This is a genomic window from Streptomyces sp. NPDC001027 (assembly GCF_040299045.1).
GTDB lineage: Bacteria > Actinomycetota > Actinomycetes > Streptomycetales > Streptomycetaceae > Streptomyces.
The window spans coordinates 1-13,487 of record NZ_JBEPBI010000213.1 but is presented as its reverse complement, the minus strand read 5'-3'; the positions used below and the strand labels follow the sequence as shown (position 1 = coordinate 13,487).

Here is a 13,487-nt window from a genome sequence, read left to right as displayed (position 1 = left end):
CTGGTTCGGGTCCGGGAGGTAGGTGCTGAAGCGGACGGCGTCGAACCGGGGCGGCGGCACCATCTCGGCGACCAGCCGGTCCGCGGGGACGTGCGGCTGCCGGGCGCAGAGGGAGGCCGGCGACGCGTCGGCTGTCGGGCTGAGGCCGGGAGCGGCGGAGGAGGACGACACGGTTCCCCATGCTACGGGGCGTGCCAGACTGCCTGACATGCGACGGCTGTTCCCTGTGACCGACCAGACAGCGACGACCGGCTCCGGCGGCGGCCCGCTCGGGGCCTTGGGCGAGGGGGGTGCGGGCGCCGAGGACCGTGAGTGGAGCCTCGACGAGCTCGCCGAGGCCTACGCCTACCCGCAGGCTCCTCCCGGCGAGCCGAGGCCCTGGCTGCGGGCCAACATGGTGTCCACCCTCGACGGCGCGGCCTCGCACGACGGGCGCTCCCAGCCCATCTCCACCGCCGCCGACATGCGGATCTTCGGCACGCTGCGAGGCCTCGCGGACGTGGTGGTCGTCGGCGCGGAGACGGTCCGGCTCGAGGGATACCGCCCGGCACGCGCGCGTGCGGAGTTCGCGGCGCGGCGGGAGGCCGCCGGACAGGGGCCCGCCCCCGCGATCGCCGTGGTGACCGCAGGCCTCGATCTCGACTTCTCCCTCCCGCTCTTCTCGTCGCCGCTGGTCCCGACGCTCGTCCTGACCGGAGCGGCGGCCGCCCCCGACCGGGTGGCGGCCGCTCGCAAGGCGGGCGTGCGGGTGGTGGCCGCCGGGGACGGCACGGGCGTGGAGCCGGCCCGGGCCGTGCAGGCCCTCGCCGCGCTCGGCCACACCCGGCTGCTGACGGAGGGCGGGCCGAGGCTGCTCGGGCAGTTCGTGGCCGCCGGGGTGCTGGACGAGCTGTGCCTGACCGTCGCCCCGATGCTCACCGCGGGCGACGCCCGGCGGATCGCGGGCGGGCCGTCGGTCGCGGTCCCGCAGCGGTTCGCCCTCGCGTCCCTGCTGGAGGAGGAGGGCTTCCTGTTCGGCAGGTACCGGCGGCCGTGACCGACGCGAACGGGTTCGCCCCGCCGCCGACGGCCCGAATGGGTGGAGCGATCCGTTCCGTTTGGTGTCCGGCGGGCACACTGAATCTCGCAGTACCCGTGCGATCACGGGGAAGGATGGTTTCCGCAGGGGCCGCGAACGGCCCACGGAGGACAGAGGGCCACGGGGGTCCTCGCAGAGAATGGGGCGCCGGTGTTCACAAGCGTTTTGATGATCGAGAAGGCCCTGACGTCCGCCGACGTGGAGTTCGTCACCACCTTGCACGGTGACGAGCGGGTCGCCTTCCACGTACTGCTCCAGCCGCGCGGCGACCAGGCCGACCGTCTGCTGAGGGCCATCGACGACGTCGCCCTCGGCGAGCTGGACGAGGCCGCCCGTGAGCGCGAGACACCGGAGGGCGAGGAGGCGAAGGGCTTCGGCGTGCGCGCGCTGGAGGTGTCGCTCCAGGCGCTGCAGGCCTCCGGCAGCCCGGCGGTGGGACGCCTCGTGGAGGACCATCCGCTCGACGCGCTCAAGTCCCTGGTGGCGGAGGTGGGAGCGGACGAGGTCATCGTGCTGACGGATCCGCACTACGTGGAGGAGTTCTTCCACCGGGACTGGGCCTCCCGGGCCCGGCACAAGGTGGGCGTCCCGGTGCTGAAGCTGTTCTCGCACAGCAAGGCGTGACGGACACGGCCAAGAACGTCCCACGCGGACGCTGACCCGGTCCCGGTCCCGGTCCTGGTCCTGGTCCCGGTCCCGGAGGCGGTCCCGGTCCCGGTCCCGGAGGCGGACGCGGTCGGCGCGGTGACGGTCCCGGCCGCGGGCCGTGAAGGGGCGGGGGCGGGGTTCTCCGCGCCCCTGGGGCGGTGCGGCCGGTCCGACCCCCTAGGCTGGGGCGCGTTCACCGTCGCAGCGCACCCTGGAGACACGCACATGGCACCCGGCCTTCCTACCGCCATGGACCGACCGCACTTCATCGGCATCGGCGGGGCCGGGATGTCGGGGATCGCCAAGATCCTCGCGCAGCGCGGGGCGAAGGTCGCCGGCAGCGACGCCAGGGAGTCGGAGACCGCGGCGGCACTGCGGGCGCTCGGGGCGACCGTGCACATCGGGCACGCCGCCGGCCACCTGGCCGACGACGCGAGCTGCGTCGTCGTCTCCTCGGCGATCCGCGCCGACAACCCGGAGCTCGCCCGGGCCGCCGAGCTCGGCATCCCGGTCGTCCACCGTTCGGACGCGCTCGCCCGGCTGATGGACGGACTGCGTCCGATCGCCGTCGCCGGCACGCACGGCAAGACGACCACCACGTCCATGCTGGCGGTGTCGCTGTCCGAGCTCGGGCTGGACCCCTCCTACGCCATCGGCGGCGACCTGGACGCGCCCGGGTCCAACGCGCTGCACGGCGAGGGCGAGATCTTCGTCGCCGAGGCGGATGAATCCGACCGCAGCTTCCACAAGTACGCGCCCGAGGTCGCCATCGTCCTCAACGTCGAGCTCGACCACCACGCCAACTACGCCTCGATGGACGAGATCTACGCGTCCTTCGAGACGTTCGCCGGCCGGATCGTGCCCGGCGGCGCCCTGGTGATCAACGCCGACCACGAGGGCGCCCGGGAGCTGACCCGGCGCGTCGAGGGCGTGCGCACGGTGACCTACGGCGAGGCCGAGGACGCCGACGTGCGCGTCCTGTCCGTCGTCCCGCAGGGCCTGAAGAGCGAGGTGAGCGTCCTGCTCGACGGGCAGCAGCTCACCTTCGCCGTCTCCGTTCCCGGCCGGCACTACGCCCACAACGCCGTCGCCGCGCTGGCGGCGGGCGTCGCGCTGGGCGTTCCGGCCGCGGAGCTCGCCCCCGCGCTGGCCGCGTACACGGGCGTCAAGCGCCGGCTGCAGCTCAAGGGCGAGGCGGCGGGCGTGCAGGTCGTCGACTCCTACGCCCACCACCCCACCGAGATGACGGCCGACCTGGAGGCGATGCGCGCGGCGGTCGGCGACGCCCGCATCCTCGTCCTGTTCCAGCCGCACCTGTTCTCCCGCACGCAGGAACTGGGCACGGAGATGGGGCAGGCGCTGGCCCTGGCGGACGCCTCCGTCGTCCTGGACGTCTACCCGGCCCGCGAGGACCCGATCCCGGGCGTCACCAGCGAGCTGATCATCGACGCCGCGCGGGCCGCGGGCGCCGACGTGACGGCCGTCCACGACAAGGACGCGGCGCCCGCCGTGATCGCGGGAATGGCGAAGGCCGGTGATCTCGTTCTCACCATGGGCGCGGGAGACGTGACGGACCTGGGCCCGCGCATTCTGGACCGTCTTTCCCAGTGAGGGGCTGAGGCTCATGTCGTACGACGTCGAAAAGCCGGACGAGCAGTGGCGGGCGGAGCTGACGCCGACCGAGTACGCCGTCCTGCGCCAGGCCGCGACCGAGCCCGCGTTCACCGGCGAGTACACCGACACCAAGACCCGGGGCGTCTACTCCTGCCGGGCCTGCGGCGCCGAACTGTTCACCTCCGACACCAAGTTCGACTCCCACTGCGGCTGGCCGTCGTTCTTCGACCCGAAGGACACCGACGCCGTGGAGCTGATCGAGGACCGCTCGCACGGGATGCTGCGCACCGAGGTGCGGTGCGCCCGGTGCGGGTCCCACCTCGGACACGTGTTCGCGGGTGAGGGGTACCAGACCCCGACCGATCAGCGGTACTGCATCAACAGCATCTCCCTGCAGCTGACCGCGCAGGACTGACGCCGCCGTCGCCGAAGGGACGGGCGCGGCAGGCGTGACGCGCGTCGTGTCGGCGCGCCGGCGCGACGGACGCGGGATGCCGAGCGTCGGGTGTCGGACGTCGGGTGTCAGGTGTCGGGTGCGGTGTACGAGGGGTTCGGCGCCGCTTCGACCCCTTCGGCGATGTTTCCGGCAGCGTGCCTACGGAGGCTCGGCGCGCGGTGGGAGGCCGACGAGGCTCACAGCCGCCCGCGCTGCACCATCGCCGACAGCACCAGCATCCCCGGCGGCAGGGGCGCCCAGACCGTGAGCACCCGGTAACCGATGACGGTCGCCGTGGCGAGGGGCAGCGGGGCGCCGTATCCGGCCAGGGTGAGGACCAGCGCCGCGTCGATCGGACCGATTCCGCCCGGCGCGGGCACCACACCGGCCGCGGTGCTGGCCGCGAGGAACGCGAAGAGCAGCTGCGACCAGGACAGCGGCACGCCCAGCGCGGTTCCCACGCAGGCCAGCACACACGCCTGGAGCAGCGGAGCCGCGGCCGCTCCGCCCCACAGGGGCAGAAAGCGGGCGGGGCGGGTGTGCAGGCGTCGGGCGTCGGTGAGGGCCGTCCGGACGAAGTCCAGGGCAGGACGGCGCAACGGCCGGGCCACGACGAACAGCGCCGCGACCGCCACCGGGGCCAGCAGAAGGCACGCGGCGGTCAGAAACAGCGCCCGCCCTTGCGGAAACAGTTCTGCAACGGGCGGCACGGCGGTGGGGGCCGCGAGCACGAAGACGAGCAACAGGGGGACTTTCGCCACCGCCCTGACCAGCGAGTACAGGGCGATCGAGGCCGTGGCGCGGTTCAGCGGGACACCCTCGCGCCGTAGAAACCGCAGGGTCACCGCATGGGCGCCGATGCTCGCGGGCAGCACGTGGTTGGCGGCGCCGGCGGCGATCTGCGAGGCGAGCAGCGCGCCCGGCGGCAGCCGGTCCGTGATCGCGCCCTGTCGGACGCAGGCCGCGGCGACCGCCCCCAGATAGGTGCACAGGAGCCCGGCCAGCAGCCACCAGGGATCGGCGGTGGCCAGCCGGGCCACGCCGTCGCGGACGGTGTGCCAGTCGAGCGCCGCCCACACCGAGAGGAACAGCAGGGGCAGCAGGGCGAGGGCGCGGCGGGTGGCGGCTGAGGCCGACGGGCGGCGGCGTTCCTCCGCGGCCGAGGCAGAGGCCGGGGGCGTCGACGGCGGCGGGGGCGTGGGGTCGTCGAGGGGCAACAGGGACACGGCGCACGTCGTCCTTCCTCGTCGTGACCGCGCCCGGCGGTGTGACGGATGGGGGGCGAGCTCGGGGAGGGGTGCTACGGGATGCGTTCCCTTTCGGTGAGGCGGTGCGGTGACCACAAGCCGACGGAGTGCGGGCCGACGGGCGACCGCGGTGCGATGGGTCAGGGGTGGAGTGAGGCTGGGGCTGAGCTGGTGTGGGGCTGAGCTGGGGTGGGGCTGAGGTGGCGTGGGGGTGGGGCTGAGCTGGGGTGGCGTGGGGCTGCGGTGCGGTGGGAACCGGCGGTGCGGCCGGGAAGGCGGGTCTGGTGGGCCCGGTGGGCTGGGTGGGTCCCGTGGGTCCGGTGTGCGGTGGGGCTGGCGCCTGGCCTGACCGGGGTGCGGTCCGGCTGCGGTGCTGTCGGGCTGCGGTGCGCGGCGGCCACTGGGGCGCCGTGGGGCGAGGTGCGATGAAGCCCGGGGTGCCGTGGGTCGGTGTGCGATGAAGCGGTGATGCGATGCGGCCGGGGTGCGATGAAACGGGGTGCGATGAAGCCCGGGGTTGCGATGGGGCTGGGGAATTTCTGCCCGTGTGCCTCCCGGTTCATCCCGGACGCCTGCCGAGGTTCACCCGGCCTGAGGCGTCGGAGCCCTTCCCGTGCCCCGCACGGGTCCCTTTCACGTCTGTGCCGCCGACGGGGGATCCGGACGATCCCAGGGGCAGCGTCATCGTGAAGACCGTGGCGGTCGTCGTGTCGTCCAGCTCCAGCGAGCCGCCGTGCGCGCGCACCAGGGAGCGGGCGACCGAGAGGCCGAGCCCGCTGCCGCCTCGGTTGCGGCTGCGGGCCTTGTCGACGCGGTAGAAACGGTCGAAGACGCTTTCCCGCTCTTCCGGCGGGATGCCTGGCCCCTCGTCGGTGACATGGACCCGCGCCGCCTCCGCGGAGACGGTCACCTCGACCGAGACCGGTGTGCCGGCCGGGGTGTGCACGGCCGCGTTGGTGAGGAGGTTGTCCAGCACCTGCCGGATGCGATGCGGATCGATCCTCATCCGAACCGCGGCCGGGCCGGGAAACACCGTTACCGGATGCCCGGGATGACTCGCCCGGAACGCGTCGACCGCCTGCTCGGCCAGTTCCACGAGGTCGGCTTCCTCCATCCGCAGGGGCGTCTCCACCTCGGCGGCGTCGAGACGGGCCAGCAGCAGCAGGTCGTCCAGGAGGACGCCCATCCGCGCTGCCTCGGCACGCAGTCGGGCGAGGTGCTTGTCGCGCTCCTCGGGGGCGTTGGCGGCCGCGTACTGGAAAAGGTCCGCGTAACCGCGTACCGACATCAGCGGCGTGCGCAGTTCGTGCGAGGCGTCGGCGACGAAGCGGCGCAGCCGCTGCTCGGCCTCCGCCCGCACGGCGAGGGAGTCGTCGATGTGCTCCAGCATGGTGTTGAAGGCCGTCCGCAGCTCCTCGACCTCGGGCCCGCCGCCGGGGGCGTCCGCCCGCAGGTGCAGCCGGGACGCCGACTCGCTCAGGTCGTGCGAGGCGATCCCGTGCGCGGTGTGCGCCATGTCGCTGAGCGGTTTCAGACCGTTCTTCAGCATCCGGCGGCCGAACACCACCAGTGCCAGCAGGGCCAGACCGAACGCGACCACCTGCATGGTGATCAGCTGGCGCATGGTGCCGTCGATGTCCTCGGTCGGCGCGGCGCTGACCAGCACCACGCCGGGCGACACCTCGCAGGCGCGCAACAGATACGTGCCCGCGCCGATCCGGACCGTGCGGGTGATGTCGACGTCCGAGCCGGACATCCGCCGGGCCAGGGCGGTCAGCGCCGTGGTGTCCGCGGGCACGTCGGCCGGCTTGCGCAGCACGGCCGACTCCGCCGACACGTCGTAGACGGCCGTGTACCAGCCGTAGTAGGGCTGACGCTCCACGACGCCGTGCGCCTTGGCGTCCTTGGACTGCACGACCTGGACGAGCTTGATCTGGTCGCTCAGCTGACGGTCGAGATAGCCCCGCATGTACATGGTCAGCATGGCGCCGACCACCGCGAACACCACCAGCGACAGCGCGCCCAGGCCGAGCGCCAGCCGGGTGCCCAGCCGGAGCCTGCGGTAGGACCGCAGGAACCGGACGATCACTCGGCCGCCTGCCGGAGCACATAGCCGAAACCGCGTACCGTCTGGATCAGCGGGTCGTCGCCCGTCGCGTCGAGCTTGCGGCGCAGCCGGCTGACGACCAGCTCGACGACGTTGGAACGGCCGCCGAAACCGTACTCCCACACATGGTCGAGGATCTGCGCCTTGGTGAGCACGGTGGGGGACTTGCGCATCAGATAACGCAGCACCTCGTACTCGGTGGGCGTCAGGGTGAGAAGTCTCCCGTCGCGTCGCACCTCACGGGTGTCCTCGTCCATGGTGAGGTCCGCCACCTGCAGCACGGAACGCTGGAAACCGGGGCCCGCGCTGCGTCGCAGCACGGTGCGCAGCCGGGCCATCAGCTCCTCCACCGCAAACGGTTTCACCAGATAGTCGTCCCCGCCCCGGGTCAGCCCCGCGACCCGGTCGGCGACCCCGTCGCGCGCCGTCAGAAACACGACGGGAACCATCGTGCCGGTGTTCCGCAACCGGTCGAGCACACCGAAACCGTCGATGTCGGGCAGCATCAGGTCGAGCACCACGATGTCCGGGTGGAAGTCGGCGGCGCGGCGCAGCGCCTCCTCACCCGAGTTCGCGGTCACCGCGTTCCAGCCCTCGTAACGGGCGACCGTCGCCACGAGATCGGCGATCGGCGGGTCGTCGTCCACGACGAGGAGTCGTACTTTTTCCACCCGCCCATAGTGCGCCACTCGTCCCGCAGCGCCAGAGCCGTGTCACACGCGCGCGCACATCGATAAGATCTTGAAAGTTGTACGACAGGAGAATGACAGCAAAGCACGGAGAAGCTCTGTGTTCTGAGGACCCGATCTAGGAGTTTCCGTCCGTGACGACCGTCCAATCGCCCCCCTCGCCCCCCACGGCGATCCGTCCCAAAGTGGTGGCCCGCACCGGCCTGTACGCCGTGCTGGCCGCCAACGCGGCCGTCGTGACCCTGTTCGCCGTCCAGGCCGGCTTCGCCTCCAACGCACTGGTCGTGATCGGCCGTTTCGCCGGTCTGTACGGTGCGCTGCTGATGGCGTTCCAGCTGTTGCTGGTGGCCCGGCTGCCCTGGCTCGACCGCCGGATCGGCATGGACCGGCTGACCAACTGGCACCGCTGGACCGGCTTCGGTCTGCTGTGGACGCTGGTCGGGCACGTGGTGTTCATCACCCTCGGCTACGCCGAGTCGTCCTCGATGAACCCGGTGAACCAGCTCGTCGACCTCGCCGAAACCGTCGAAGGCGTTTTCCGCGCCGTGGTCGCCACGGCGCTGATCCTCGTCGTCGGCGGCGTCTCCGCCCGCTGGGCGCGTCGTCGGCTGGCCTATGAGACCTGGCACTTCATTCACCTGTACACCTATGTCGCCGTGGTGCTGGCCTTCACGCACCAGGTCGCGGTCGGCACCACCTTCACGACGTCGTCAACCGCGACCGCCTACTGGTACGGCGTGTGGGGCGTCGCTCTCGGCTCGGTGCTCCTCGGCCGTCTCGTGCTGCCGCTGTGGCGGAACTGGCGCCATCAGCTGCGCGTCGAGGCGGTCGTCCCCGAGGCCGACAACGTCGTCTCCGTCTACATCACCGGACGCGACCTCGACCGGATGCCCGCCCGGGCCGGGCAGTTCTTCCTGTGGCGGTTCATGACCAAGGACCGCTGGTGGCAGGCGAACCCCTTCTCCCTGTCGGCCGCGCCCGACGGCTCGCGCCTGCGACTGACCGCGAAGGCCGCCGGTGACGGCTCCGCGGGCCTGCGCCACGTCAAGCCCGGCACGCGCGTCTTCGCCGAGGGCCCCTACGGCGCGTTCACGGCGATGCACCGCACCCGTCCGGAGGCGCTGCTCATCGCCGGCGGCGTGGGCGTCACCCCGATCCGCGCGCTCCTCGAGGAGATCCACGGGCACGCCGTCGTCATCTACCGGGTGGCGGGCGAACGCGACGCCGTCCTCTACGACGAGCTGCACCGACTCGCCCTCGCCAAGGGCGCGGAGCTGCACCTGGTGACCGGGCCGCCGGTGCCCGACCGGCTGGCGCCGCGCGAACTGTCCGCGCTCGTGCCGGACATCGCGCAGCGGGACGTCTTCCTGTGCGGTCCGCCGCCGATGATGAACGCGGTCCTCGGCACCCTCCGCGAGCTCGGCGTGCCGAGGCCGCAGATCCACTTCGAGCGCTTCAGCCTGGCGGGATGAGAGAGACATCGTGAAGCGAGCCATACCTGTCCTGATCCTGTCCGTCGTGGGACTCATCCCGGTCTGGCGGTACGAGCCGTCCACCGGCACGTCGACCGCCGCGTCCACCCCCGCCGCGTCCCCCGCGCCCGCAGCCTCGTCGACGTCCTCCTCGGGGACGCGGACGTCCACCGGGACGACGGTCGCCACGGACAAGGGCGACGTCCAGGTCCGGATCACCTACGACGGCAGTCGGATCACGGCCGTCGAGATGCTCAAGCAGCCGAATCATCCGCAGACGACGGCGGCGGTGCCGAAGCTGATTGCGGAAACGCTTACGGCACAGAGCGCGGACATCGACACCGTTTCCGGAGCGACCGTCACCAGCGACGGCTACAAGGAGTCGCTGCAGGCCGCGATCGACGCCAAGGGCGCCTGACATGCACCGAGTCGAGCACGTCATGGGGTTTCCCGTCTCCTTGCGGATCGACGACGTCACCGATCCGTCGGTCCACCCGCCGCTCCACCCGTCGGTCCCCGAAGGCGCCGCGGACGCCGTCTTCGCATGGCTGCGGGAGGCCGACGAACGGTTCAGCCCCTACCGGGAGGACAGCGAGGTGTCCCGGCTGGACCGGGGCGAGCTGTCCGCCGACGGGCTGAGCGACGACCTCACCGAGGTGCTCGGCCTGTGCGAGGAGTACCGGATCGCCACCGGCGGGGCCTTCGACGTCCGGCTGCCCGGCCGCGGCCTCGACCCCTGCGCGGTCGTCAAGGGCTGGTCGGTGCAGCGGGCCGCGGACCTGCTGACGGCGGCCGGACTCACCCGGTTCTGCCTCAACGCCGGCGGCGACGTCGTCGTGTCGGGCGGTCCCTGGCGGGTCGGTGTGCGTCACCCCTTCGTCGCCGACAAGGTGTGCGCCGTCCTCGGCCTCACCGACGCGGCGGTCGCCACCTCCGCACGCTACGAGCGCGGCGACCACATCCTCGACGGCCGCACCGGCCTCCCGGCGGCCGGCCTCGACAGCGTCACCGTCGTCGCCCCGGACCTGACCCTGGCCGACACCGTCGCCACCGCCGCATTCGCGCTGGGCCGCGAGGGCGTGGAGTGGGCGGCCTCGCAGACGGACTGCGAGGTCTACGCCGTGGTCGCCGGGGGCGGCGTGCTGCGCACCCCGGGCTTCCCCACGGCCGGAACGGGGACGGCGGCAGCCTGACGGCCTTCCCGCCCCGTCCGTCCCTCCCAGCCGTTCGACGCTTTGGGCTTCCCGCCCACTCATCCGACGCCCCGGCCGCCCCTCCCGTCCGTCCGACGCTCCGGCCCCCGGCGCGCGACGGGGTAACTCCGCGAAACACGGAGAAACGCAGCGGCGGCGGGCCGGTCGTCGAGCGCGGAGCGCCGAGCGCCGGGTGAGCATCGGCAGACCCACCGGCAGTGCGCAGCGGAAGCGCTCTCACGTGTTTCCCCGGGACCGTCCGGCCGCTGCTGTGCCCTCGAATACGTTCGAAACACAACAGGTCTAGACTCTCCCCGCAATGACCTGAACTCGTGTGGTCGAGTACGGGCGGAGACGGCCAGACCCGAAGGGTATTCGGCGTTTTGATACGGATAGATTCAGTCACCAAGCGCTACCCGGACGGCACGGTGGCGGTCGACCGGCTCTCCCTCGACATACCGGACCGCTCGATCACCGTCCTCGTCGGACCGTCGGGCTGCGGCAAGACGACCACCCTGCGGATGATCAACCGCATGGTCGAGCCCACCGAGGGCGCCATCCTCATCGACGGCGTCGACAGCCGTCAGCAGCCGGTCAACTCGCTGCGCCGGTCGATGGGTTACGTCATCCAGAACGCCGGGCTCTTCCAGCACCGCACGATCGTCGACAACATCGCCACCGTCCCCCGGCTGCTGGGCTGGAGCAAGGACAAGGCCCGCGCGCGAGCCAGGGAGCTGATGGAACGGGTGGGGCTCGACGCCTCGTTCGCCAAGCGCTACCCCTACCAGCTCTCCGGCGGCCAGCAGCAGCGCGTCGGCGTGGCGCGGGCGCTCGCCGCGGACCCGCCAGTGCTGCTGATGGACGAGCCGTTCTCCGCCGTCGACCCGGTCGTCCGCAAGGGGCTGCAGGACGAACTGCTGCGCATCCAGGAAGAGTTGGGCAAGACCATCGTCTTCGTCACCCACGACATCGACGAGGCCGTCAAGCTCGGCACCATGGTCGCCGTACTGCGCACCGGCGGCAGGCTCGCCCAGTTCGCGCCGCCCGCCGAGCTGCTGTCCGACCCCGCCGACGCGTTCGTCGAGGACTTCCTCGGCGCCGACCGGGGCATCCGCCGCCTGTCGTTCTTCTCCTCCGCCGACCTGGAGTTGCTCACCGCCCCGATCGTCGCGGTCGACTCCACCGCCGAGCAGATCGGCGCCCGGGTCACGGCCGACGTCCCCTACCTCCTCGTCACCGACCTCGACGGCCGCCCGCTCGGCTGGAGCGAGCCGGACGCGCTGACCGCAGGACAGATCGACGCCGGCCGACTGCTGTCGTACGGGCGGCCGTTCGTCGCCGGACAGGACTCGCTGCGCGCCGCGCTCGACTGCGCCGTCCTGTCGCCCACCGGCTGGGCCGTCGCCGTGGACGCGGAGGGCCGGGCCGCCGGAGTCGTCCCGCAGGGGGCGATCGCCGAGGCGATCCGCGGCGCCCACGCGGCCGGCGCACAGGAGAAGCGGAAACGGCAGGACGAACAGCCCGCCGTGGAAACCGTTTCGAAGGCCGTCCGGTGAACCGCTTCTTCGACATCCCCAGCGACCTCCAGCACGACTGGCTCGGGCTGATCGGGCTGCATCTGCGCGAGGCCCTGCTGCCGGTGCTGGGCGGGCTGCTGCTCGCGCTCCCGCTGGCCCAACTGTGCGTGCGGCTGCGCTGGCTGTACCCGCCGGTGCTGTGGGTGACGACCGTGCTCTACGCCATCCCGTCCCTGGCCTTCTTCGTCGTCCTCATCGACTACACGGGGCAGACGGAGCTCACCGTCATGATCCCGCTCACCGTCTACACCCTCGTCGTGCTCGTCCCGGCGATCGTCGACGGCGTGCGCTCGGTGCCGCAGGAGACCCTCGCCGCGGCGACCGCCATGGGCTTCGGACCGGTGCGCCGGTATCTGCAGGTGCAGTTGCCGATCGCGGTGCCCGCGATCATCGCCGGTCTGCGGGTCGCGACCGTCTCCAGCATCAGCCTCGTCAGCGTCGGCATGCTGATCGGCAACCAGGGCGCGCTCGGCAACCTGCTGCACGACGCGCAGATCTACAACCGGCCGGAACTGGCCTGGAACTCCGTGATCACCACGGCCGTCCTCGCGGTTCTCGTGGACGCCGCGCTGGTCCTCGTACGGCTCCTGCTGACCCCGTGGATGCCGCGCGCCGCCGGGCGCCGCCGGGCCGCGCAGGCGGCGCCCGTCCTGGAGGGGGCAGTCCGGTGAACGTACTGAACTTCGTCAACGCCTTCTTCGGCGACGGCGCCCACTGGCACGGCTACGACGGCATCCCCACCCGCCTGCTGGAGCACGTCCAGTACTCGCTCGAGGCGCTCGCCCTCGCCGCCCTCATCGGGCTGCCCGTGGGGCTCGTCACCGGCCACTACGGCAAGGGCGGCAACACCCTCACGCTGATCGCCACCGCGGGCCGGGCACTGCCCACCTTCGGTCTGCTGGTGCTCATCACCATCACCACCGGCTTCGGCATGATGCCGGTGATGATCCCGCTGGTCGTCCTCGCCGTCCCGCCGATCCTGGTCACCACCTACGAGGCGGTGCGCTCCGTCGACCCGTCACCGGTGGACGCGGCGCGGGGCATCGGCATGGCCGAGCCGCGCATCCTGCTCCAGGTGGAACTGCCCGTCGCGCTGCCGCTCATCCTCGGCGGACTGCGCTCGGCGGCCATCCAGATCGTGTCCACCGCCACCATCGCCGCGTACGTGGGCCTCGGCGGACTCGGCCGCTTCATCGTGGACGGCCTCTACCAGCACGACTACGAGAAGGTCGTCGGCGGCGCCACCCTGGTCGCCGGCATGGCCCTCGCGACCCTGGGCATCTTCTGGGCCCTCGCCCGCGCGACGGTCTCGCCGGGAGTACGGCGCGCCCACTAGGTCGTGTCTTCAATTGATCTTGAGTGGTGGATCATGGTCGGGTGATACGTCGCCATGAACTGTCCGATGAGGAGTGGGAGTTCCTCCGTC

Annotated in this window: 13 protein-coding genes and 1 pseudogene; 10 read left to right on the top strand and 4 right to left on the bottom strand. The window is 72.0% G+C overall.

The window, feature by feature from the left end; translation table 11 throughout:
* Positions 1-171, bottom strand: a pseudogene (locus ABT300_RS34465) (cell division protein ZapE); the annotation flags it as partial.
* A gap of 37 nt (positions 172-208) precedes the next feature.
* Between ABT300_RS34465 and ABT300_RS34460 the strand changes: the two are divergent.
* From ABT300_RS34460 to msrB, 4 genes are all read left to right on the top strand, one after another.
* Positions 209-1,036 (top strand): pyrimidine reductase family protein, encoded by an 828-nt coding sequence (locus tag ABT300_RS34460; RefSeq protein WP_351684311.1) that lies wholly within the window; start codon positions 209-211, stop codon positions 1,034-1,036.
* A gap of 192 nt (positions 1,037-1,228) precedes the next feature.
* Positions 1,229-1,702 (top strand): indole-3-glycerol phosphate synthase, encoded by a 474-nt coding sequence (locus ABT300_RS34455; protein ID WP_351684308.1) that lies wholly within the window; start codon positions 1,229-1,231, stop codon positions 1,700-1,702.
* A 249-nt stretch (positions 1,703-1,951) separates the two neighbouring features.
* A complete protein-coding gene (gene murC, locus ABT300_RS34450; protein WP_351684305.1) occupies positions 1,952-3,337 on the top strand; it encodes a UDP-N-acetylmuramate--L-alanine ligase in 1,386 nt (461 codons plus the stop codon).
* A 13-nt stretch (positions 3,338-3,350) separates the two neighbouring features.
* Positions 3,351-3,755, top strand: a complete 405-nt coding sequence (msrB, locus tag ABT300_RS34445) for a peptide-methionine (R)-S-oxide reductase MsrB (RefSeq protein ID WP_351684302.1) — start codon at positions 3,351-3,353, stop codon at positions 3,753-3,755.
* Between the two features lie 218 nt (positions 3,756-3,973).
* Here the strand turns inward: msrB and ABT300_RS34440 are convergent, their stop codons facing one another.
* From ABT300_RS34440 to ABT300_RS34430, 3 genes are all read right to left on the bottom strand, one after another.
* Positions 3,974-5,002 (bottom strand): lysylphosphatidylglycerol synthase transmembrane domain-containing protein, encoded by a 1,029-nt coding sequence (locus ABT300_RS34440; RefSeq protein ID WP_351684299.1) that lies wholly within the window; start codon positions 5,000-5,002, stop codon positions 3,974-3,976.
* Between the two features lie 580 nt (positions 5,003-5,582).
* On the bottom strand, positions 5,583-7,112 hold the full coding sequence (locus ABT300_RS34435) for a sensor histidine kinase (protein ID WP_351684296.1): 1,530 nt from the start codon (positions 7,110-7,112) through the stop codon (positions 5,583-5,585).
* The gene (locus ABT300_RS34430) at positions 7,109-7,801 is read right to left on the bottom strand and encodes a response regulator transcription factor (protein WP_351684293.1); all 693 of its coding nucleotides are present in this window, start codon (positions 7,799-7,801) and stop codon (positions 7,109-7,111) included. Before ABT300_RS34430 ends, ABT300_RS34435 begins: the two co-directional genes overlap by 4 nt.
* A gap of 152 nt (positions 7,802-7,953) precedes the next feature.
* Here ABT300_RS34430 and ABT300_RS34425 point away from each other — a divergent pair, with 152 nt between their 5' ends.
* The 6 genes from ABT300_RS34425 to ABT300_RS34400 all read left to right on the top strand — a co-directional run bounded on the left by ABT300_RS34425 (position 7,954) and on the right by ABT300_RS34400 (position 13,397).
* The gene (locus ABT300_RS34425; RefSeq protein WP_351684290.1) at positions 7,954-9,291 is read left to right on the top strand and encodes a ferredoxin reductase family protein; all 1,338 of its coding nucleotides are present in this window, start codon (positions 7,954-7,956) and stop codon (positions 9,289-9,291) included.
* Between the two features lie 10 nt (positions 9,292-9,301).
* Entirely contained in the window at positions 9,302-9,709 is a 408-nt protein-coding gene (locus ABT300_RS34420) for an FMN-binding protein (RefSeq protein ID WP_351684287.1), read from the top strand.
* Position 9,710: 1 nt separating this feature from the next.
* Positions 9,711-10,484: an FAD:protein FMN transferase gene (locus ABT300_RS34415; protein WP_351684284.1), complete on the top strand. Its 774-nt coding sequence runs from the start codon at positions 9,711-9,713 to the stop codon at positions 10,482-10,484.
* A 383-nt stretch (positions 10,485-10,867) separates the two neighbouring features.
* Complete coding sequence (locus tag ABT300_RS34410; RefSeq protein WP_351684281.1) at positions 10,868-12,040, top strand: ABC transporter ATP-binding protein; 1,173 nt, start codon at positions 10,868-10,870, stop codon at positions 12,038-12,040.
* A complete protein-coding gene (locus tag ABT300_RS34405) occupies positions 12,037-12,732 on the top strand; it encodes an ABC transporter permease (protein WP_351684278.1) in 696 nt (231 codons plus the stop codon). The genes ABT300_RS34410 and ABT300_RS34405 overlap by 4 nt, the downstream gene beginning before the upstream one ends.
* Entirely contained in the window at positions 12,729-13,397 is a 669-nt protein-coding gene (locus tag ABT300_RS34400; protein WP_351684275.1) for an ABC transporter permease, read from the top strand. The genes ABT300_RS34405 and ABT300_RS34400 overlap by 4 nt, the downstream gene beginning before the upstream one ends.
* Positions 13,398-13,487 lie beyond the last annotated feature (90 nt).